Annotated in this window: 21 protein-coding genes; 14 read left to right on the forward strand and 7 right to left on the reverse strand. The window is 44.5% G+C overall.

Going from position 1 to position 20917, the window contains the following annotated elements; translation table 11 throughout:
- Window positions 1-38 precede the first annotated feature (38 nt).
- The 3 genes from NI465_RS03365 to NI465_RS03375 form a co-directional block, all read right to left on the reverse strand.
- Window positions 39-524: a DUF934 domain-containing protein gene (locus NI465_RS03365; RefSeq protein WP_180086465.1), complete on the reverse strand. Its 486-nt coding sequence runs from the start codon at window positions 522-524 to the stop codon at window positions 39-41.
- Entirely contained in the window at window positions 517-2160 is a 1644-nt protein-coding gene (locus NI465_RS03370) for a nitrite/sulfite reductase (protein WP_180086467.1), read from the reverse strand. The genes NI465_RS03365 and NI465_RS03370 overlap by 8 nt, the downstream gene beginning before the upstream one ends.
- A gap of 254 nt (window positions 2161-2414) precedes the next feature.
- Window positions 2415-3536 carry a CaiB/BaiF CoA transferase family protein gene (locus NI465_RS03375; protein ID WP_044111696.1) on the reverse strand — a complete coding sequence of 374 codons (1122 nt, stop codon included), beginning with the start codon at window positions 3534-3536 and terminating at the stop codon, window positions 2415-2417.
- Between the two features lie 213 nt (window positions 3537-3749).
- Here NI465_RS03375 and NI465_RS03380 point away from each other — a divergent pair, with 213 nt between their 5' ends.
- The 4 genes from NI465_RS03380 (at window position 3750) to NI465_RS03395 (ending at window position 8815) form a co-directional block, all read left to right on the forward strand.
- Window positions 3750-4760 carry an AraC family transcriptional regulator gene (locus tag NI465_RS03380; RefSeq protein ID WP_004645946.1) on the forward strand — a complete coding sequence of 337 codons (1011 nt, stop codon included), beginning with the start codon at window positions 3750-3752 and terminating at the stop codon, window positions 4758-4760.
- Window positions 4761-4957: 197 nt separating this feature from the next.
- Window positions 4958-6163 (forward strand): acetyl-CoA C-acetyltransferase, encoded by a 1206-nt coding sequence (locus NI465_RS03385; protein ID WP_044111694.1) that lies wholly within the window; start codon window positions 4958-4960, stop codon window positions 6161-6163.
- An 11-nt stretch (window positions 6164-6174) separates the two neighbouring features.
- Entirely contained in the window at window positions 6175-8310 is a 2136-nt protein-coding gene (locus NI465_RS03390) for a 3-hydroxyacyl-CoA dehydrogenase NAD-binding domain-containing protein (protein ID WP_044111693.1), read from the forward strand.
- Window positions 8311-8470: 160 nt separating this feature from the next.
- Entirely contained in the window at window positions 8471-8815 is a 345-nt protein-coding gene (locus tag NI465_RS03395) for a hypothetical protein (protein WP_005266035.1), read from the forward strand.
- A gap of 69 nt (window positions 8816-8884) precedes the next feature.
- Here the strand turns inward: NI465_RS03395 and NI465_RS03400 are convergent, their stop codons facing one another.
- On the reverse strand, window positions 8885-9316 hold the full coding sequence (locus tag NI465_RS03400) for a GNAT family N-acetyltransferase (protein ID WP_004645950.1): 432 nt from the start codon (window positions 9314-9316) through the stop codon (window positions 8885-8887).
- Window positions 9310-10533: a class I SAM-dependent methyltransferase gene (locus NI465_RS03405; RefSeq protein ID WP_044111692.1), complete on the reverse strand. Its 1224-nt coding sequence runs from the start codon at window positions 10531-10533 to the stop codon at window positions 9310-9312. The genes NI465_RS03400 and NI465_RS03405 overlap by 7 nt, the downstream gene beginning before the upstream one ends.
- Before the next feature lie 102 nt (window positions 10534-10635).
- Between NI465_RS03405 and trhA the strand changes: the two genes are divergently transcribed.
- The 3 genes from trhA (at window position 10636) to NI465_RS03420 (ending at window position 13264) form a co-directional block, all read left to right on the forward strand.
- Window positions 10636-11280, forward strand: coding sequence for a PAQR family membrane homeostasis protein TrhA (trhA, locus tag NI465_RS03410; protein WP_044111690.1), 645 nt, complete (start codon window positions 10636-10638; stop codon window positions 11278-11280).
- A gap of 142 nt (window positions 11281-11422) precedes the next feature.
- Complete coding sequence (locus NI465_RS03415; RefSeq protein WP_004281697.1) at window positions 11423-12730, forward strand: MFS transporter; 1308 nt, start codon at window positions 11423-11425, stop codon at window positions 12728-12730.
- Between the two features lie 132 nt (window positions 12731-12862).
- On the forward strand, window positions 12863-13264 hold the full coding sequence (locus NI465_RS03420) for a hypothetical protein (RefSeq protein WP_005106122.1): 402 nt from the start codon (window positions 12863-12865) through the stop codon (window positions 13262-13264).
- Window positions 13265-13288: 24 nt separating this feature from the next.
- Here the strand turns inward: NI465_RS03420 and NI465_RS03425 are convergent, their stop codons facing one another.
- Window positions 13289-14299: a metallophosphoesterase gene (locus tag NI465_RS03425; RefSeq protein WP_044111688.1), complete on the reverse strand. Its 1011-nt coding sequence runs from the start codon at window positions 14297-14299 to the stop codon at window positions 13289-13291.
- Window positions 14300-14400: 101 nt separating this feature from the next.
- Here NI465_RS03425 and NI465_RS03430 point away from each other — a divergent pair, with 101 nt between their 5' ends.
- Window positions 14401-16035, forward strand: a complete 1635-nt coding sequence (locus NI465_RS03430) for a phospholipase D family protein (protein WP_253144308.1) — start codon at window positions 14401-14403, stop codon at window positions 16033-16035.
- A 36-nt stretch (window positions 16036-16071) separates the two neighbouring features.
- On the opposite strand, the gene NI465_RS03435 is transcribed toward NI465_RS03430, so the two are convergent.
- Window positions 16072-16881 (reverse strand): lysophospholipid acyltransferase family protein, encoded by an 810-nt coding sequence (locus NI465_RS03435; protein WP_004645956.1) that lies wholly within the window; start codon window positions 16879-16881, stop codon window positions 16072-16074.
- A gap of 189 nt (window positions 16882-17070) precedes the next feature.
- On the opposite strand from NI465_RS03435, the gene NI465_RS16695 reads away from it, so the two are divergent.
- The 6 genes from NI465_RS16695 (at window position 17071) to NI465_RS03460 (ending at window position 20902) form a co-directional block, all read left to right on the forward strand.
- Window positions 17071-17202, forward strand: coding sequence for a hypothetical protein (locus NI465_RS16695; protein WP_005104169.1), 132 nt, complete (start codon window positions 17071-17073; stop codon window positions 17200-17202).
- 77 nt (window positions 17203-17279) lie between these two features.
- The gene (gene hflX / locus NI465_RS03440; RefSeq protein WP_253144311.1) at window positions 17280-18620 is read left to right on the forward strand and encodes a ribosome rescue GTPase HflX; all 1341 of its coding nucleotides are present in this window, start codon (window positions 17280-17282) and stop codon (window positions 18618-18620) included.
- A 40-nt stretch (window positions 18621-18660) separates the two neighbouring features.
- Complete coding sequence (locus tag NI465_RS03445) at window positions 18661-19032, forward strand: hypothetical protein (protein WP_213687630.1); 372 nt, start codon at window positions 18661-18663, stop codon at window positions 19030-19032.
- A gap of 9 nt (window positions 19033-19041) precedes the next feature.
- The gene (locus NI465_RS03450) at window positions 19042-19716 is read left to right on the forward strand and encodes an LrgB family protein (protein WP_253144313.1); all 675 of its coding nucleotides are present in this window, start codon (window positions 19042-19044) and stop codon (window positions 19714-19716) included.
- Between the two features lie 86 nt (window positions 19717-19802).
- The gene (locus NI465_RS03455) at window positions 19803-20249 is read left to right on the forward strand and encodes a DUF2147 domain-containing protein (protein WP_005106118.1); all 447 of its coding nucleotides are present in this window, start codon (window positions 19803-19805) and stop codon (window positions 20247-20249) included.
- Between the two features lie 203 nt (window positions 20250-20452).
- A complete protein-coding gene (locus tag NI465_RS03460) occupies window positions 20453-20902 on the forward strand; it encodes a DUF2147 domain-containing protein (protein ID WP_253144315.1) in 450 nt (149 codons plus the stop codon).
- The last annotated feature ends 15 nt before the right edge of the window (window positions 20903-20917 follow it).

The raw sequence follows: 20917 nt of genomic DNA on the forward strand, positions 1-20917 counted from the left end.
GGAATCAATCCGGCTTTTTGACAGCAACTTAATTTAAATTAAGCACCTGTTTGATAATGTGCCTGTGCAACCGCAGTTGATGCCTGGTACGGATTTTTGAAATCATTCAAACCTGCAGCGGCTTCCTGAATATCTTTACCTTCTTTAATCACGAAAGTGTCGAAACCAGAACGCTTCATGTAATTCAGCACATCTTTGAACACATCACCGGTGGCACGTAGTTCACCCTGGAAACCCTGACGGCGAAGAAGTGCTGCAAATGAATAACCACGGCCATCATTAAAACCGGCAAACTCGATAAAGATTGCATCGAGCTGATCTAATGGAAATTCATGGTTTTCAGGAGAAGCATCGACGGTTAAGTACAATGCTTTTTTACCTGATATATTGGCAATCTGATCTAACTGGTCCACAGTCAGAACTACATCACCTTGGGGTAATACACCATCTTCACCCATCAATTGATAGGTATTGTCTGCAATCGTGCCATCTTTAGAGAGCACTTGAAGTGCGGTATTAAGCATATGCACGCTCCTTAAATGGTTGAATGCCGACACGGCGATAAGTATCGATAAACTCTTCATCTTCCTGACGCAGGTCAAGATAAGTATTTAGAATTTCTTCTACGATATCCGGTACGACTTCGGCTGCAAATGATGGGCCAAGAATATCACCAATTGAAGCATCATGATCGGCATTACCGCCTAAAGTGATCTGGTAAAATTCTGCACCTTTCTTGTCTACACCTAAAATACCGATGTTACCAACGTGGTGATGGCCACAAGCATTCATACAACCTGAAATATTCAGATCCAGTTTGCCTAAATTGTAAATCGTATCCAGATCATCAAAACGGCGTGAAATTGCTTCAGAAATCGGAATAGATTTCGCATTCGCCAATGAACAGAAATCACCGCCCGGGCAGCAAATAATGTCGGTCAAGAAACCGATATGCGCACGTGCCAGGTTGTTTTGGTCAAGGGTTTGCCATACAGCGAACAAATCTTTTTGTGGGACATCGACCAGGGAAATGTTTTGTTCATGCGTGGTACGCAGCTCACCGAAAGTGTACTGATCGGCAAGGTCTGCAATCAGGTTCATTTCTTCGGTGCTGACATCACCCGGTGCAATCCCGGCACGTTTCAGTGAAATCGTCACGATACGATAACCTTTCACTTTATGTGCATTGGTATTGATGTTGAACCACTGTTTGAATTTTGGATATTGTGCAAATAGTTCAGTGAAATCTTCATCTGCATAATCTTGGTAGTCAAATGGCGTGAAGTTCTCATCCATTTTCGCCAAGGTGTCTGCATCGATTTTCAGTGTTTTAATCGTATGCTCAAATTCAGCTTCAACTTTCTCGGCAAATACTGCTGGTGTTAAGGCTTTTACCAGAATCTTGATACGCGCTTTATATTTGTTGTCGCGACGACCATGCAAGTTATACACACGAAGCACTGCTTCCAGATAAGCAATCAGGTCTTCACGTGGCAAGAACTCACGAATAAAGCTACCAATCACTGGCGTACGGCCGAGACCACCACCGACTTTGATTTTATAGCCCATTTCGCCTGCTTCATTACGCACGATATACACACCAATATCGTGGAATGCAGTGGCTGCACGATCGGTTTCTTCAAGTGCAGAGACTGCAATCTTGAATTTACGTGGCAAGAAAGCAAATTCCGGATGGAAGGTTGACCATTGACGGATCAATTCACAAGTCGGACGCGGATCGGCAATTTCACCTGCAACCACACCGGCATACTGATCCGTCGTGGTATTACGGATACAGTTACCTGAAGTCTGAATCGCATGCATTTGCACAGTGGCCAGTTCAGCCAGCATATCCGGCACATTTTCCAGCGCAGGCCAGTTAAACTGGATGTTTTGACGGGTCGAAATATGCGCGTAGCCACGGTCATATTCTTTTGCCAAATCAGCCACTTTACGAAGTTGTTTTGAGTTCATCAAACCATATGGCACGGCAATACGTAACATTGGCGCATAACGCTGTACGTACAGACCATTTTGCAGACGAAGCGGACGATACTCATCTTCAGTGAGTTTACCGGCTAAATAACGTTCCGTTTGGTCACGGAACTGTGCAACACGTTCATTAATCAGTTGCTGATCGAAATCAGTATATAAATACATGGCGTACAGCTAGTAGTTTCTATTATATCGCCGGCAAGGATAGCGAGATTGAACCTATCAATAAAATGCTTTTTATACATATTTCATAGCGGTTTTATTGATAAGCCTACCAAAGTTTCACGGATCTCAGTATTTACAGCATTCGATTAAATTTAAAGTAATAATGATTAAATTCTTCAATCATTATTACTTATTTTCATATAGGAAAAATTTTCTCAACTTCGGTTAACTATCTTATTAATACTTTAAAAATTCTACCAATTTTGGCTCTCTCCCAATTGCTGCCCTACAAATTCATAACGTATCGTGGAACGTGAAAATTTAATCGGACAAGCCAGTTGTGCTTCGGTCTGCTGACTGTTGGATTTGAGTGGCACCTGTACAACCCATCCCCGCTGCTGGGCCAGATCAGAATACAAAGCTTCTTCAAGTTTGAGCACCGGTTCGACACAGACATCCAGCGCTGCAAACAGCATTTGCCATTCAGCTAATGACTTGGTCTTGATTTTATTCTGAATCGCTTGTTTTACCGCAGCATGATCTTCAGCGGTATAAGAGGCGCCTTTTTCCAGAAGAATCGGCAGCTCTAAAGCCTGTGCCAGCCCCTGCATAAATTGTGGTTCCAGACTGCCAATCGATAGATAACGCCCATCCTGGGTTTCATAATAGTCGTAAAAAGTACCGCCATTCAGATACCCTGATTCAGGCCGTTGATGCTGATTACCGGCCAGACTGGCAGAAGCCGCTAGATTATTCATCGTCACCACGCAATCGGTCATGGAAATATCAATATATTGCCCTTTTCCGCTTTGCTGACGTTCAATCACCGCGGCCAGAATCGCAATCACGGCATGCATGGAACCACCCGCAACATCGGCAACCTGAATTCCCAAGGCAGGTGGACCATTTTCAATCCGGCCACTGTGTCCGGCAATTCCGGATAAAGCCAGATAATTAATGTCGTGCCCTGCCTTATCTTTATATGTGCCAGTTTGGCCATAACCGGTAATGGAACAGTAAATCAATTTTGGATTAATTTCGGTTAAGGTTTGATAATCTAAGCCTAGACGTTGCATCACCCCGGGACGGAATTGCTCAATCACAATGTCATAATCTGCAATCTTGGATTTAACCAGTTCGATATTCACAGGATCTTTCAAATCCAGTGCAACCGATTGCTTGTTTCGATTCAGATAACTCTGTGAAGTGGCTTGTCCATTGGCAAAGGGTGGCATTAATCGCAACAGGTCCGGTCGGGTCGGTGATTCAATATGCACAACTTCTGCACCTAAATCAGCAAGATATAATGTGGCAAACGGGCCGGGTAAAAGTGTAGAAAAATCTAGGATTTTCAATCCTTTTAATACATATGACATTGGAGTATTTGCTCTACTTATATTGCTTTTTTCAGCATCTTAGGCACATAAATGCATAAAAACAATGTCATGTTCAGCCATTTACCTTGATAGTTTCGGCAATCTAATATGTAAGAAAATGGCAAAGGTATTCTTGTAAATTGCCATTGCTTTATTATTTTTCGTCATTTAGGTCAATTATTAGTGAACATTAAAGAGACTGAAGGATTAAACATGAGTCGTGATACGATCAGTATCCACTTCGTCAATGCAGCCTTATCTGGCGTTAAGCGTCTGGGCATGGATGTCGATACTTTATTGTCTCACGTCGGGATTGAAGCAGAATTGCTGCATCAGCCCAAAGCGCGTATTTCGCCTGAACAATATACCCGCTTTATTAAAATGTTGTGGATGGTAACCCAGGACGAGCATGTCGGCTTTGACAAACAGCAACGCCGTCTGGGTACGTTTGCGATCATGTGCCAGCTGATCATTCATGCCAAAACTCTGGGTGATGCACTGGAACTGTCTTCCCAGTTCTACAAACTCTTTGGTGATGACTGGTCGGTGACCCTGGAACGCGACAAACACGAAGCACGTCTGGTTCCGCTGATTCCAAATGCGATGGATCCGGATCATTTCATTACTGAAAGCATGCTGATGATCTGGCATGGCTTGGCGTCTTGGCTCATTGAGCGTCGCCTGCCACTGGAACGCGTGCATTTTAGCTACCCTCGTCCAGACCATGCCGATGAATATGATGCCTTATTCTTTGCGCCGGTAATGCAGTTCGATATGCCACGCACCGAGATCACTTTTGCTGCGGATTATCTGGATTTGCCAATTCGCCAGAATGAAGAAACTCTGGAAGAATTTTTGAAAGCAGCGCCGGCCCAACTGCTGGTGAAATTCAAAAATACCAACTCACTGACTTCACGTATTCGTGATGTGCTGAAGAGCCAGATTGGCGAAGAAATGCCAACATTAAACGATGTCGCGTCGATGCTTTATCTATCACCGCAAACCTTGCGCCGCCGTCTGGCAGCCGAAGGCAAAAGCTATCAAGGCGTAAAAGATGCCTTGCGCCGTGATGCAGCAATTCACCTGTTACTTAATCCGGATCTGACCCTTGAAGATGTCGCACAACAGGTCGGTTTCAGTGAAACCAGTACTTTCCACCGTGCCTTCAAGAAATGGACCGGTGTAACCCCGGGTCTGTATCGTCAGTTGCATGGCTATCATTAATCAAGTGGTGCCGCAAAAGAGCATTTAATAATAAAACCAGTTCTCTCCGCCTAAGCCTTAGCTTAGGCTTTTTTATAGCTAAAATTGGCTAAATCGCTCAAATGATCTGACCCGTTCTCGTCATTGCACTTCAAAAATTAAGTATTACACTCGAGTCATTAGAATAATTTTCATCAAATCAATAAAAGGGACATGCTATGAGCGAGGCATATATTATTGACGCCATTCGTACGCCACGCGGAAAAGGCAAAAAAGATGGATCTTTACATCAGGTAAAACCCATTTCATTACTGACTGGCTTACTCAACGAACTTCAGGCTCGTCATCAGTTTGACACCGCAAAAGTAGATGATATCGTGCTCGGTTGTGTCACCCCAATTGGTGATCAGGGCGCCAATATTGCCAAAACGGCTGCCATCGCTGCTGGTTGGGATAATGATGTAGCGGGTGTGCAAATTAACCGTTTTTGTGCTTCCGGTCTGGAAGCTGTCAATCTGGCCGCACAAAAAGTCCGCTCTGGCTGGGAATATCTGGTTGTGGCAGGTGGAGTCGAATCCATGTCCCGCGTGCCGATGGGTTCTGACGGTGGTCCTTGGGCACTGGACCCTGAGACCAATATGGCCTGTGACTTTATTCCACAAGGTATTGGTGCAGATTTAATTGCCACGATTGACGGTTATAGCCGTGCAGAAGTAGACCAGTTTGCCGAACAATCACAAAAGAAAGCAGCTGCCGCTCAAGCCAATGGTTACTTCAACGCATCCGTTATTCCAGTAAAAGATAAAGCCGGTGTAGTGATTCTGGATAAAGATGAATTCATCAAACCGATAACGACCGCTGAAGGCTTAGGTAAACTCAATCCAAGTTTCGCCACTATGGGGCAAATGGGCTTTGATGCAATTGCCCTGCAAAAATATCCTGAAGTCGGTGCTGTCAATCATGTGCATCATGCCGGGAATTCCTCAGGCATTGTCGATGGTGCGGCTGTGGTTTTGATCGCATCGGAACAAGCAGTAAAAGAACAAGGTCTGAAGCCACGTGCCAAAGTACTGGCGACGGCATTGGTCGGTGCAGATCCGACCATTATGCTGACCGGCCCTGCCCCGGCTGCTCGTAAGGCCTTGGCGAAAGCCGGTTTAACAATTGATGATATTGACCTGTTTGAAGTCAATGAAGCCTTTGCTGCCGTGGTGATGCGCTTTATCAATGAAATGAAGGTTGATCCTGCCAAGGTGAATGTCAACGGCGGTGCAATTGCCATGGGACATCCACTCGGTGCGACTGGTGCGATGATTTTAGGGACGTTATTGGACGAGTTAGAACGCCAAGGCAAAAAGCGGGGTCTGGCTACACTTTGCGTAGGTGGCGGTATGGGCATCGCAACCATTATTGAACTGGTATAAGGAGAAAAATAATGAGCGCAATTCAATATCAAAAAAATGAAGATAATATTGTTATTTTAACGTTTGATTCTCCAAACCAGTCTGCCAATACCATGAATGCCGACTTTCGCACGGCACTGGATGAAGTCGTTGCCCAGTTACAAGCCGATGAAGATATTGCCGGGATTATTTTCCGTTCAGCGAAAAAAACTTTCTTTGCTGGTGGTGATCTGGACGAACTGATTCAAGCCACTCCTGAACATGCAACTGAATTCTTCAATATGATTGAAGAGATGAAAGCCAAACTACGCTATATCGAAACTCGCGGTATTCCTGTCGTTGCTGCACTGAATGGTACGGCGCTCGGCGGTGGCTGGGAAATTGCCTTGTGTGCCCATCATCGTATTGCCCTGAATGACCCTAAAAGCAAATTTGGCCTGCCTGAAGTCACACTGGGTTTATTACCAGGTGGCGGTGGTATCGTCCGTAGCGTCCGCCTGCTCGGTCTGCAAAATGCCTTTCCTTTATTAATGGAAGGCAAACAGTTTGGAGTCGATAAAGCTAAATCTTTAGGGCTGATTCATGAGGTCGCAGACAGTACCGATGAACTGTTGAAAAAGGCCATTGCCTGGATCAAAGCCAATCCAAAATCTCAGCAGCCATTCGATGTAAAAGGCTATAAAATTCCGGGTGGTAGCCCTTCGACACCAGCAGTTGCCCAGATGCTGGCAATTGCTCCGGCGATGCTGCGCGATAAAACCAAAGGCTGTTATCCTGCGCCTGAAGCGATCATGTCGGCTGCGGTAGAAGGTGCACAGGTCGATGTCGATACTGCCCTGACCATTGAATCGCGTTACTTTACTTATTTGGCGACCAGTCAAATTTCTAAAAATATGATTGGCACTTTCTGGCATGGTCTGAATGCAATCAAGTCCGGTGCCAGTCGCCCTCAAGATATTGAAAAGTGGAAAGCCACTAAAGTCGGTATTTTAGGTGCAGGCATGATGGGTGCTGGGATCGCCTATGCCACTGCCAGCACAGGCATTCCAGTAGTTCTGAAAGATATTTCATTAGAAGCGGCTGGAAAAGGCAAAGCCTATAGCCAGAAACTGCTGGATAAAAAAGTCGCTCAAGGGCGTTTATCAGCCGAGAAACGAGATCAGTTTTTAAGCCTGATTCAAACAACTGCATCGAATGAAGATCTAGCGGGTTGTGACCTGATCATTGAAGCCGTCTTTGAAAATCCCGCGCTCAAGGCTCAAGTCACGCAAGAGGCAGAGCAATATCTTATCAGCAACGGGGTGATGGCTTCGAATACCTCGACCCTGCCGATCACAGAATTAGCCCAGGCTTCAAAAAATGATCAGAACTTTATCGGCCTGCATTTCTTCAGTCCGGTCGATAAAATGCAGCTAGTCGAAATTATCAAAGGTAAAAATACCTCGGCAGAAACGCTGGCCAAAGCTTTCGATTTCGTGCAGCAGATTGGCAAATTACCGATTGTGGTGAATGACAGCCGTGGCTTCTTTACCAGCCGCGTGTTTGGCACCTTTGTACAGGAAGGCTTGCGTCTGCTGGCAGAAGGCGTACATCCGGCACGAATTGAAATGGCAGCTCTCAAAGCCGGTATGCCGGTAGGCCCGTTGGCGATTCAGGATGAAGTGTCCTTGACTCTGTCTGAACATGTGGCCAATGAAAGATACAAAGCTTTAGAAGCACAGGATCAGACCATCACTAAATCACCTGCGGATGAGGTGATTCACAGTATGATTCACGAGTTTAACCGTAAAGGTAAGGCTGTAGGCGCAGGTTTTTATGATTATCCAGCCGATGCCAAAAAGCAGCTCTGGTCTGGTCTCAGCCACTGGAAAAAAGACAACGATATTTCTGAACAGGAAATGATTGACCGCTTCCTGTTTGTACAGGCACTGGATACCGTGCGCTGTCTGGAAGAAGGTGTCCTGGAATCTGTCGTTGATGCCAATGTCGGTTCCATTTTTGGCATCGGCTTTGCCGCCTGGACGGGCGGTGCAGTACAATTCCTGAATCAGTATGGTTTAGCCAAAGCCGTGACCCGTGCCAAAGTACTTGAAAATAAATATGGTGAACGCTTCAAAGCTCCACAACTCCTCAAAGATCGCGCAGCACACGCTCAGCCGATTCAATAACTTGAGCACTTAAATAAAAGAGGAACGTGTTTCCTCTTTTTTATCTTCTGGATTTGCTTCATGCACTGGATAGACTCATCTGATGACAGATTTCGATCTGCTTTTTGATCAATTTATGTTATAAAGTTACATAAGTTTGATATCCACGTGGGTAAGACCTATGACTGATCACAGTTCACCTGAAAAATCTCCTTGGGGTTGGAAAGCACTTATCATCTTCTGTATTTTAGGTGGATTATTCATGCTTATTTTTTGGCTCGCGATAAGTAATGAACCGGATTACATGCCAAGCCAGCAAAATAAACAGACTACCCAGCAACACGCTTTTAAAAATGCACCAACGATGTCTCCAGAAGCCATTGCCAAAGCACAAGCAGATCGTGAAGCACGTGAAGCTGCCAATGGTCATCCAGGTACGACAGCCGCTGAACACAATATGTCAGCTGAAGAACATGCCAATATGGATAATGCCGAGCACAGCTCAAATGCAGCGCATGGCCACTAATTCAAATTCAGGCTATGCATCAAAAAGCGAGGTCAATGCCTCGCTTTTTTGTATTTGAAGGGCTGAAAATTAAAGTTTTAAATACATATCAATATGCGGAATACCACAATCCAGATATTCCTCACCTTGAGCTTCAAATCCCAGCGCTTGATAGAAGCCAATGGCATGCACTTGCGAAGATAGCTTGACCAACTCACGCTGCTCTGCACGCGCATAGTCAATCACGGCCTGCATCAAGCGCTGACCAACACCTAAACCGCGTGTTGTTGCTAGGACTGCAACCCGACCGATACTGTTATTTGACAATAAGCGTGCTGTAGCAATCGCCTGATCCTGCTGAAAAACAATGAAATGTACAGCAACCACATCCTCAGCATCCCACTCATCTTCAGCTGCAATATGCTGTTCTTGAATAAACACGGCTTCACGAATCGCTTTGGCATACACTGCCAAAGCTTTCCAGCTGCCGGACACTATTTTCAGTTCTGGGTTGTTTAGCATTTAGAACCAATTCCCTGCTGATCCCACTGGTCATTGAGCAACAATTCCAGTGAATGTTTCTGGATACCATACATCTCTTTTAAGGCCTGAATTTGTGCCAGAACCGCCTGATCAGGTTGTTGATAGTCTTTACGTTTTGTCGCCAGAATCATTTTATTTTTACTGGTATGTTCCAGCGCCACAAATTCAAAAACTTTGGTTTCATAACCATAAGCTTTGAGCAGTAAAGCACGAATGGTATCGGTCAACATTTCTGCCTGCTGTCCGGCATGAATACCAAACTGTAACATCGGGCTGAGGACTTTTGGCGCCTGCAACTGCGGACGCAATTCCTTATGACAACACGGTGCACACATGATCATCTGCGCATTCAGGCGAATCCCGCTATGAATCGCAAAATCTGTTGCTACATCACAGGCATGTAAGGCAATCATCACATCCAGACGTTCCGGTGCATAAGTACGGACATCCCCCTGGAAAAAGTCCAGCTGATCAAAACCAGATTGCTGCGCGACATTCTGGCAGAATTCAACCATTTTCGGATTAAGCTCTACCCCGGTGACATACGGCGTTTGACCATGTTTTTGCATATAGTCATATAAAGCACAAGTCAGATAGCCCTTACCCGAACCAAAATCCACCACGCGCAGGCCTTCAGCCTGTGGCTTAATCTGTGCCAATGCACCTGAGAAGATTTCTACAAACTTATTAATCTGCTTCCATTTACGCGCCATGCTCGGAATGATTTGCGCTTTTTGATCGGTAATACCGAGATATTGGAGAAAGATGCTGTCCTGATCGACATAACGTTGTTTAATCCGGTCATGGCCTTGTTCAGCAGGCTTCACCTGATTCATCGCGGCTTTATGTTTGCTACGCGTTAACATGGCTTTTTTCTTGTTTTTTTTCAGCTGTAATTCTTCATCTACTGTCATCAGATTGGCCTGTTTGCAACACGCCAGTAGTGAAGTAACCTGGAATAATGCTTCATCTAAAGGATAATTTTTGGTGACATCCTGGGTCTTGTAACGATACAGGCAGCTCAATACGCGCTGTTCATTTAATGGAATGACTCGCAAGGTCATTTTCTCTAAATCCTGCAGTTCACCTTTATACTGGCTTAAGATCAGGCGATCAAATTGATCCCTTTCAACAGCTTGCTGAAAGGTGTCCAAGAATTGCTGTTCCTGATCTGAGAGAGTTGTCAACGTTGACATAGATAAAACCTGAAATGAATTGCGCATCAAGTTTAAATCTTCTTAACCTAAAAGCAAAATTGAATTACTATACAAGTGTATATTTGAAGAAGAATGACAATCATGCAGAATGCTCCACTGGTTCCAGATTATGATCAAAATGAGGAACGAATTAACTATATTAGTCATGGTGTAGGTGCCGGACTGTCCATTGTTGCTGGTATTCTTTTGATTATTAAAGGGTCTTACCTGAGTACTGGACAATGGATTGGACTGTGGGTTTATGCGCTGAGCATGATTCTGTTATTTTCTGCTTCTATGCTCTATCACATGGCCACTGCGGCAGACCGCCGTTATTTTTATAAAAAAATCGATCATACTGCGATTTATTATTTAATCGCCGGAACTTATACCCCTTTCCTATCGATTGCCATTCCGACCGCCAAAGCCCAGTATTTATTGATTGCACTGTGGGTGATTGCCCTTCTTGGTACACTTTTCAAGTTCGTTTTCATTCATCGTTTCCAGAAACTTTCTTTAGCGGCTTATCTGGCCATGGGCTGGCTGGCGCTGCTGGTGATTGATGATATGCAGCAATATTTAAGTGTTCAATCTTTAACCTTTCTCATCATTGGTGGACTCGCTTATACCGTGGGTGCATTGTTTTACGCTTTAAAAAGAGTAAGATATACCCACGCTATCTGGCACATATTTGTATTGATAGGCGCAGGATCACATTTTCTGTCTATCTATCTTTACGTGATTTAATCATCTCCTTTTTCATTTCAGTGACCCTGAGCGAGTTGAAGCGAGAAGATTGCAGTTGTTTTTTTAAAAAATTACGCCTTTTTTAAAAAGATTACGCTTTTAAAACTAAGTTTTTTTATTTTTAGTAAGTGTAAGGTTTTCCATGGCGTCGTCTAATTCTGCTGCTCAGCCAGCACAAAATTCAAAATTTCGCGTTTTAACAGCAAGCTTGGTAGGCACTACAATCGAATTCTTCGATTTTTATATTTATGCCACCGCTGCTGTCATTATTTTTCCGTATCTGTTTTTCCCTACCAGTACAGATCCGATGACCGCAACCATTCAGTCTCTTGCGACTTTTGCCATTGCATTTATTGCCCGTCCGATTGGTGCAGCATTATTTGGTCATTTAGGTGACCGGATCGGACGAAAAGCCACCTTGGTTGCAGCTTTGCTGACTATGGGGATTTCAACCGTTGCGATTGGTCTATTGCCAACTTATGCGCAAATCGGAATTGCTGCGCCACTGTTACTTGCACTGTGCCGTTTAGGTCAGGGCTTGGGTCTGGGTGGTGAATGGTCAGGTGCGGTACTTCTTGCAACTGAAAATGCCCCGGAAGGCAAACGTGCCTGGTATGGCATGTTCCCGCAACTGGGTGCTCCGATCGGCTTTATTCTGGCAACAGGTTCTTTCCTGACGCTTGGCGCTTTCATGTCTGAAGCTGACTTTATGGCTTGGGGCTGGCGTATTCCGTTTATCTCAAGTGCCTTGTTGGTAATTGTCGGTTTATGGATCCGTTTAAAACTGCATGAAACGCCTGCTTTCCAGAAAGTGCTAGATAAACAAAAAGAAGTAAATGTTCCTTTTGTTCAAGTGTTCAAAAAGCACTCTCGTATGCTAGTTCTGGGTACGATTGCTGCAATCTGTACATTTGTTGTGTTCTACCTTACTACGGTATTTGCATTGCAATGGGGAACCAAACAACTCGGTTATTCTCGTGAAGAATTCCTGCAATTGCAGTTAGTTGCGACCCTGTGTTTTGCTGCCTTTATCCCGCTTTCAGCAGTATTGGCTGAGAAATTTGGCCGTAAGACCACTTCGATTGCGGTATGTGTCATTTCTGCGATCTTCGGTATCTTCTTTGCAGATATGCTTGAATCTGGCAGCACCTTGGTGGTGTTCCTGTTCTTGTGTATTGGTCTGGCGATTATGGGCTTAACTTATGGGCCAATCGGTACTGTATTGTCTGAAATCTTCCCGACTTCAGTACGTTACACGGGTTCTGCATTGACCTTTAACTTGGCAGGCATCTTCGGTGCATCATTTGCACCGCTAATCGCAACCAAGCTGGCAACGGCCTATGGTTTGTCTGCAGTCGGTTATTACCTGACCGCAGCATCTATCCTATCGCTTGTCGCGTTTTTGCTGATTCGTGAAACCAAGAATGATGATGTAAATAATCAGATCTAAGGTTTTAGATCGATTCAAAAGCCAGCACTCGATGCTGGCTTTTTTTATGATTTCACAACAAAACTCGGCTACTTATCTCGTTAAATTTGCTCAACAATCAAATGAACTCAATTCAAAAAATGAGGCAAGGCCATGCAGGATCTTATTGAATACCTATCGCAGGAGCAGTTGGTCAATATCATTATTTTGCTGGAAGATGATAAAAAATTAGAAGCTGTTCGCTATATCACCGAGAATACACCCTTGGATGAAGCTCAGGCACTGCAAGTGATTGATGAAATTGTGCGGGAACATGATGTGGTCATGAAGCATGAGAGTACAGGTCCACGCTTTAGTGATGATGCCGGTGATATTGACCTGGTGACACCACCACTGGAAATCCCCACCCATCCTAGCTTGAGTACACCGACAGAAGCTGAAATCACTGCGCAACAATTACGTGAAAATGTGCCAACCCGAAAAATCGAAAAGAAAATCTGGATGATGGCGGCCGTCGCAGTGGTGTTGCTGATTCTGGTCTGGATCATCAGTTAATACAGTACAGTACGCCGACTAAATTTAAATCAGTTCAATAATATCAATAGTAGGCGGCACCCGGAAACGGAAAGGTACACCGACCAAGCCGGTACCAACAGTCACGAACACATCTGCATGTTCATGACGATACATACCCTTTTTATGTCCCAAAATTGAAACCTTTTTCATGACGTAATTAGTTAGCCAAGGCAGTTCCACCTGTCCGCCATGAGTATGTCCAGACAGCATCAGAGGGCGCGTCGGCAGTTTCGGAATCATATCGACCGTATCAGGGTTATGCGAAAGAATGACCCAAGGCTTGTCCTGAGGCAAGTCTGGCAAACTGCGCATATCGGCTTTACCAGCCCAGAGGTCGCCTACGCCCAAAAGTCGGAATTCATCAAATTCGACAATTTGACCTTCAATATCCATGACCTGATTGACTTGCAATGCATAGTGCAATAACTCTCGAATCGGCGGTCCGGGATATTGCTCATCGTGATTACCATTGACTGAATAGACCGGAGCGTGAATCTCTTTTAAAACCGCCAGTTCCTGTGCCAGTTTATTTTCTGGCTCGTAAGTCCAGTCGCCAGCAACCACCACCAAATCAGGTTGAATATGATTTAATTTGTGTACAATTTGTCGCAACTGACGCTCATGACCCGAAAAAAGACCGATATGTAAGTCTGCGATCAGGGCGATTTTCACCGGCTGCTTTAAACGTTTATCTGCATTGATCTGATATTGTGTCGTTTTCACTTGAATTAAATGCGGCTCGATAAAGCGTGCATAAGTCAAAACCCCACTGAGTAAAAATACAAAAATGGCTTCATGCAGTGAATAATAACCCGTCCATCCAGCATAAATACTGAAGAAAAACAAAGGGATTAATAAATAGGCAAGATAAAACGCCAGCAAATGACCAAAAGCTTTAAAGGGATGAATGGTTTCGGTACGTGATTGGCTCGACCATGCCTGAGCCACAGCCCAGATGGCTAAAATCGCCATCCCCAGATAAAAATAAAACAGTACGGAATTCGAATCCCACATAAATTGGCCTTATTCAGTCGAGCAGCAGATTACTGGCTTTATATTTATCTTTTCATAGCTGGCAATTATACTCAATTCTAATTTTTCATTCTTCGACTTATATGGCCACTGCTCCCCGCGATCAAGTTCACCTTCAATCCTCAGGTTTTATCCGCACTCATCGCTATAAAGCTGGCATTTTACTGAGCTGTAGCCTGGTTCTGGGTCTGCCTGCGTGTAGTACCTTACCCAAGCAAACCGAACAGCCAAGCCAGATGGCATTTGAAACGGATACATCGCAAACCAGCCTGGCACAAATTGTTGAACCTTTACGTGATCAGAACATCGGGTTGACTGGTTATCGCGTGCTGTATGATCCGCTTGAAGCACTGGCTGCTCGGATTCAGCTGATTAATAAAGCGGAACGCAGTCTGGATCTGCAATATTACATCTGGGATAACGACCGAATCGGTGCCCTCGCCCTGCATGCGATTATTCAGGCAGCAGATCGTGGCGTAAAAGTGCGCCTGTTGATGGATGACAATAATGCCAAGAAAATGGAAGGGATTTATCTGGCCTTAAACCAGCATCAAAATATCGATGTCAAACTGTATAATCCCTATCGCTTTCGTAAATACCGCGCCATGGACATGGTGCTGGATTTAAAGCGCATTAACCGCCGCATGCACAATAAAAGCTTTATTGCTGATAACCAGATTGCCTTGATTGGCGGGCGCAATATGAGTAACCAGTATTATAATGTCAGTGAAAGCTATCAGTTCTCTGATGTCGATGTGATGCTGGTCGGTGCAGCATCGGATGAAATCATTCATTCCTTCGATGAATACTGGAATGATGATTATGCCTATCCGGTACAAGAGGTGGTGAATCCACGGCATCATGGCTTACGTTTTCCAAGCTTAAAACAACAGCTAGAAACCCATAGTCAGGATCCAGCCACTCAAAATTATCTGGATCTGGCCAATCGTTCCAGAGCCTTTGACCAATGGCTGGAACAAAACATTCAGCTGGATTGGGTGGAAGCCGAAGTAGTCAAAGATCCACCGAGCAAAATCAAGGCCAAGGCCAAAACCGAAGAACACCTGAATTTCCAGTTATTACAGCGTCTGGAAAAACCTGAACAAAGTGTCGATATTGTCTCTGCCTATTTTGTTCCGGAAAAAATTGGTGCAGACCGTTTAAAGAAACTGGCGAATGAGAATATCAAGGTTCGCGTCCTGACCAACTCTTTTAAGGCCAACGACGTTGCCGTGGTGCATGCCTTTTATGCCAAATATCGTCAGGATCTATTGGAAAATGGGGTGCAGCTGTATGAGTTCTTGGCAGCGCCAGAAGCTAATCACCTAAATGCCAATACTGAGGAAATTTCGAAAAAAGCTAAAGTCAGCCTGAAAGGACTGAGTCGTTCCAGCCTGCATGCCAAACTGATGGCACTGGATCAAAAACAGGTGTTTATTGGTTCTTTTAACTTTGATCCGCGTTCAGCTTATTTGAATACTGAAATTGGCGTGTTGCTGAACAGTCCGTCTTTGGCACGTGCAGTACACGACACCATGGACAAAAATTTAAGCAAATATGCGTATAAACTGGTGCTGGATGCGAATCAGAACATTAACTGGAAAATCAAGAAAGCCAATGGTGACGTTCAAACGTTTACCAAAGAACCAAAAATGAAATGGTATCAGAAAGCTGGACTTAAACTGGTGTCGTGGCTGCCTATTGAAGGCTTTATGTAAGTTTGATTCTTTGAACAAAAACCATAAAAAAGCCTCTTATTGAGGCTTTTTTAATACCCGTGACTGAAGTTCAACTAGGCCAGTCTGCATTTTTTCCTGGACCACACGGGTAAGGCTTTCAACCGTATGCCCTTCCGTGGCAATTGCAGGTAAAGCCACTAAATGTGCAATGACTTGCGGCATTTCCAGTACTTTTTTGACATGGGCAGCAAAACTGATGTCATTGACAAACGGCGCAACCATATCCAGTTCACCCTGCTGATTCACATAACAAATCAGACAGATTTGTACAGGACGCTGCGCTTCAATCGCGGCGCCTAAAATCCGGCCGTGCACTTTTTTGATGGCTCGCCCATCAGAAGTCGTCGCTTCAGGAAAGAACAGCACCGGAATATTCTGTTTCAGGAAACCGGTAATTTGTTCACGAATCCTGACGGAATCTCCTGAACCACGTTTAATAAATAAGGTGCCACCACCCTTGGCCAATTTGCCTAGAATTGGCCAGTTCTCAATTTCTGCTTTCGCCAGAAAAAATACGCGTGCCCCTGAACCCAGAACTGCAATATCGAGCCAGGACACATGGTTACTGACCCATAAGGCGGGTTCACGCGGAATCTCGCCATGTACCCGCACTTCGATATTGAATACTTTGCATAACTGGCGGCAAAAATGTTGCACATAGCGAGTATTGGTCGGGTTATTCGGATTTTTATATAAGCCATGACGAAAAACCAAATAGAACCCCTCACTGATGGTGGCCAATGAGGCGGTAATTTTCCGGCTATACAGAAAAAACTTGGCCAAGCCTTCGATATCTGGAGTCTGGTTTTGTACAGTTGAGTTCATAAAAACGTCATTAAATCCTAAGCGAGATACAGGGAATATCCACGAATTAAACTCATTCTATACTGTTCATTCGCAACTTGCATTGATAATAAAAATCGACCAATAGCATCTATATCTTCAATTTTAATTGGATTAAAAAATCATTCAAAATAAAACTATCGAAATATTAGATTGAAAAGGATCGTAGCCATGCCAGATCAAACCCAGCCCGCGAACGACACACCTCCGCCTTTACAAGTGCTCAAATATATTTTGGGCGGCACCTTCATCTATGCCGTGGTACTGGTAACACTTGCACAACTGTTTATCAGCGCACTTTAAACCAAAGCCGCGCTAATTCAGTATCTGCTCAGCCCTTTTTCAACTACACTAAAGTTTTCAAGTGGAGATTGGCCTGAGTGGAATATTTACAACAACATCGAGGGAAAGAGCGCGTCATTCTGGTGAGTGTCAGCGTACAAATGCTGGATGACCTTGATGCTGAAGAGTTTCGTTTACTGGCCCAGTCTGCAGATGCTGAAATTCTGGAACATATTTATGCTCAGCGGGTGAAACCCGATGCCAAATTTTTTATCGGCTCCGGCAAGGCAGAAGAAATCGCTGAACGTGTTGAAGAGCTGGAGGCCAATCTGGTCATTTTTGACCATGCCCTAACCCCAGCCCAAGCCCGTAATCTGGAACAGGTGATTAAATGCCGCGTGGTCGATCGTACTGAACTGATTCTGGATATTTTTGCCCAGCGTGCCCGTACCTATGAAGGTAAGCTGCAAGTCGAACTGGCACAGCTGCAACATTTATCTTCACGTTTAATTCGTAGTCGTGGCAATCTCGACAGCCAGAAAGGCGGGATTGGTTTACGTGGTCCGGGTGAAACCCTGCTGGAAACAGACCGCCGTTTGCTGCGTATCCGTATGGGACAGCTCAAGGCACGCATTGATAAAGTCCGCCAGACCCGGATGCAAGGCCGTGTTGCCCGTCAAAAAGCAGCTGTTCCAACAGTATCTTTAGTCGGCTATACCAATGCCGGCAAGTCGACCCTCTTTAATTTACTCGCCAACAGCGATGTCTATGCAGCCGATCAGCTGTTTGCAACCTTGGACCCTACTTTACGGCGTCTGGAATGGGATGGGATCGGCAATCTGGTGCTGGCCGATACGGTCGGTTTTGTCCGTAATCTTTCACATTCTCTGGTGGAATCCTTTAAAGCAACTTTGGAGGAAACCGTAGAAGCCACGCTGTTACTGCATGTCATTGATTCAAGCAGCCCAGAAATGCTGGAGCAGATTGAAGCTGTAGAAAAAGTGCTGAAAGAAATTGGAGCCGATGTTCCGATCCTGCAGGTTTACAATAAAATTGACTGTAGCGGTGAAGAAGCCAAAATTATTTATCGACGTCCAGGTGAACCGGAACGGGTCTATGTTTCGGCACATAGTGGCGAAGGTATCGACCTGCTGCGTAAAGCGGTACATGAATCCTTGATGGGGCAACTACAGTCCTTCGATTTAATCCTGAAACCCGCTTATGGCAAGCTGCGTAACCAGCTCTATAGTTTGAATGTGATCCAGTCTGAACATTATGATGATGAAGGTCAGCTACATCTGCATATTCGAATTGCCCCACAAAAACTGGAACAGTTGATTAAACAGGCGCATTTACCTTTAGATGAAATTCTAGGCAAACAGGCGCAGCAATTTCAGCGTCCACTGGAAGCGTTTGAAATCCAGTCAAAGATCGAGTAAAACTTGATAAGTAAACTTATTAATATTAATGATCATAGCAATGAACTGGATAAAACGAATAGATTGGCCAGCATGGATCGGCACCCTGTTACTAATTATTGTCTTTCGGGAAGCTTCAGTCTGGTTAATGACCCAACTGAATCATCCTGAATTAGGTAATCTGGTCGGGTTATTGAGCCTTTTAATTGCGCTGTTTACCTGGCGCTATTTTGGCAAGCTTCCTGCTCGCCTGGTCGATACCAATAACAAGCTCATGAAGGAAAGCGCCTTTGCCTTCCTGCCTGTCAGTGCAGGTGCACTGATGATGCTGGCTCATATGGGCCAGAAAATCCCCGCCTTCTTGTTCATCATGTTTTTCAGCACCCTGATTCCTTTATGGATTTACGCCAAAATGGCCAAGCGCTGGTTATAGGAGTTCCGCATGTTATCTATTCTGTATGGCTTTACGGTTACCCTTATCGCCTATCTGATTGCCAAACCCTGTAACCGATTCATTCCGCAAATTCCCGTCATCGTGTTCAGCATGTTCTTTATACTGGCAATTCTATTTGTGCTCGGCATTCCCTATGAAAATTATATGGATGAAGTTAATCCACTCTTCAACCATTTACTTGGCTATGTGACTGTTGCCTTGGCCATTCCGTTGGCCGCAATGCGCTACGATGACTTGCCGCTCAAAGCCATTATCGGCATTTTGGTTTTTGCCAGTATCAGTGCTGTCGCCTTACCGATGGGACTGGCTTATCTGTTGCATATGTCCTCTGCAGACATTATGGCGTTTGCTACCCGTGCCGTGACTACTCCAATTGCGATTAATATTGCCACCCTGCTGGATGCACCCATCAGCATGGTCATTCTGATTGTGATTCTTTCTGGCGTGATTGGTGCAGCCTTTTCGCCATTTATTCTCAAACATATTAATGATGAGCGCGCTTCTGGACTGGCTTTAGGACTAGCCGCACATGCTATTGGTACAGCTCAGGCCTGGCAGCGTGGCAGTGTTGCAGGACGTTATGCCGCATTTGGTATGGCCGTCAATGCAGTCTTTACCGCGGTCTGGTTGCCTACGTTTATACTTTATTTGCAAAAAATGTGACTAGTGAATCAAATTAATCATTTGTTTTATGTGGTAATCGTTCTTACTATAGAGTAAGAACTCTAATCCAACCTAGGAACAGATATATGAAAAAGGTTCAATTCTTTTCAACTTTACTTTTAGCCTCTTTCAGCCATCTGGCTTTGGCCTCTGACCTTTCAGGGACATGGAGAAATATTGACGACAAAACTGGTTCACCTAAAGCATTCCTCGAAATTCGTGAGACGGCTTCCGGCGTCTATGCTGCCAAGATCACAAAAATCACCCCGCGTCCTGGATATACCCCGAAAGAAAACTGTGTGTCCTGTCCTGCACCTTATACCAATAAACCTATTCTCGGCCTGGATGTGCTCACTGGCTTAAAGCACGTCGGCAATAACAGTTTTGCTCAAGGCAAGCTGCTTGATCCATTATCAGGGAATCTTTATAACACCAAGGCAAAATTAAGTGCTAATGGGAAACGTCTGATCCTACGCGGCTATATCGGCGTTTCAGCACTAGGCCGTAGTCAAACCTGGATTAAGCAGGATTAATTCCTGCTTAATTAAAAAAATGTGATGGAGTTATGCTTTAGTAGATAGAAACTTGCATTTTAATGCATTAAGTTGTATGAATATTAAACATATGCTTTTTTCATGCAATATAGATTATGAAAGTGTATTAACGTAGTTTGCATCATCGTTCACCACATGGAATTAGGTGAATGTTCATAAAAAAATAAGGATAAGGATATCTCATGTATAAAATCGCAATTTTAACTCTTTTTTCAGCTTCTTTATTCACAGGCTCTATGGCTTTTGCTCAGGAGTTATCTGGTCTCTGGCAACAGATTGATGATAAAACCGGTTCACCTAAAGCATTGATTGAAATGAAAACGCAGGCTGATGGCTCGTATACCGGAACGATTACTAAAGTCACACCTCGCCCAGGTTATACACCACGGGAAAAATGTGTCAAATGTCCACCACCTTATACCGATAAACCGATTTTGGGGTTAGACGTCATTAAAGGACTGAAACCCACCAACAAAAATAACTATGCACATGGCCGGGTACTCGATCCACTCACTGGCAAAATTTATGATTTAAAAGGGCGGATTTCTGCCAATGGGAAACGACTGACTTTACGTGGATATATCGGGATCTCTGCGATTGGTCGCACACAAACCTGGATTCGCCAGGATTAATAAAAACAGCACTTT

Source organism: Acinetobacter lwoffii (genome assembly GCF_024129855.1).
Classification (GTDB): domain Bacteria; phylum Pseudomonadota; class Gammaproteobacteria; order Pseudomonadales; family Moraxellaceae; genus Acinetobacter; species Acinetobacter lwoffii_L.

What these genes read in the sequence shown, in the direction of transcription:
- NI465_RS03385 (WP_044111694.1), top strand. Translation starts at nt 4,958, where the DNA reads ATGAGCGAGGCATATATTATTGACGCCATTCGTACGCCACGCGGAAAA.
- NI465_RS03395 (WP_005266035.1), top strand. Translation starts at nt 8,471, where the DNA reads ATGACTGATCACAGTTCACCTGAAAAATCTCCTTGGGGTTGGAAAGCA.
- NI465_RS03435 (WP_004645956.1), bottom strand. Translation starts at nt 16,881, where the DNA reads ATGAACTCAACTGTACAAAACCAGACTCCAGATATCGAAGGCTTGGCC.
- NI465_RS03380 (WP_004645946.1), top strand. Translation starts at nt 3,750, where the DNA reads ATGAGTCGTGATACGATCAGTATCCACTTCGTCAATGCAGCCTTATCT.
- trhA (WP_044111690.1), top strand. Translation starts at nt 10,636, where the DNA reads ATGCAGAATGCTCCACTGGTTCCAGATTATGATCAAAATGAGGAACGA.
- NI465_RS03450 (WP_253144313.1), top strand. Translation starts at nt 19,042, where the DNA reads ATGTTATCTATTCTGTATGGCTTTACGGTTACCCTTATCGCCTATCTG.
- NI465_RS03370 (WP_180086467.1), bottom strand. Translation starts at nt 2,160, where the DNA reads ATGTATTTATATACTGATTTCGATCAGCAACTGATTAATGAACGTGTT.
- NI465_RS03425 (WP_044111688.1), bottom strand. Translation starts at nt 14,299, where the DNA reads ATGTGGGATTCGAATTCCGTACTGTTTTATTTTTATCTGGGGATGGCG.
- NI465_RS03420 (WP_005106122.1), top strand. Translation starts at nt 12,863, where the DNA reads ATGCAGGATCTTATTGAATACCTATCGCAGGAGCAGTTGGTCAATATC.
- NI465_RS03445 (WP_213687630.1), top strand. Translation starts at nt 18,661, where the DNA reads ATGAACTGGATAAAACGAATAGATTGGCCAGCATGGATCGGCACCCTG.
- NI465_RS03430 (WP_253144308.1), top strand. Translation starts at nt 14,401, where the DNA reads ATGGCCACTGCTCCCCGCGATCAAGTTCACCTTCAATCCTCAGGTTTT.
- NI465_RS03390 (WP_044111693.1), top strand. Translation starts at nt 6,175, where the DNA reads ATGAGCGCAATTCAATATCAAAAAAATGAAGATAATATTGTTATTTTA.
- NI465_RS03455 (WP_005106118.1), top strand. Translation starts at nt 19,803, where the DNA reads ATGAAAAAGGTTCAATTCTTTTCAACTTTACTTTTAGCCTCTTTCAGC.
- NI465_RS03405 (WP_044111692.1), bottom strand. Translation starts at nt 10,533, where the DNA reads ATGTCAACGTTGACAACTCTCTCAGATCAGGAACAGCAATTCTTGGAC.
- NI465_RS03415 (WP_004281697.1), top strand. Translation starts at nt 11,423, where the DNA reads ATGGCGTCGTCTAATTCTGCTGCTCAGCCAGCACAAAATTCAAAATTT.
- NI465_RS03400 (WP_004645950.1), bottom strand. Translation starts at nt 9,316, where the DNA reads ATGCTAAACAACCCAGAACTGAAAATAGTGTCCGGCAGCTGGAAAGCT.
- NI465_RS03375 (WP_044111696.1), bottom strand. Translation starts at nt 3,536, where the DNA reads ATGTCATATGTATTAAAAGGATTGAAAATCCTAGATTTTTCTACACTT.
- NI465_RS16695 (WP_005104169.1), top strand. Translation starts at nt 17,071, where the DNA reads ATGCCAGATCAAACCCAGCCCGCGAACGACACACCTCCGCCTTTACAA.
- NI465_RS03365 (WP_180086465.1), bottom strand. Translation starts at nt 524, where the DNA reads ATGCTTAATACCGCACTTCAAGTGCTCTCTAAAGATGGCACGATTGCA.
- NI465_RS03460 (WP_253144315.1), top strand. Translation starts at nt 20,453, where the DNA reads ATGTATAAAATCGCAATTTTAACTCTTTTTTCAGCTTCTTTATTCACA.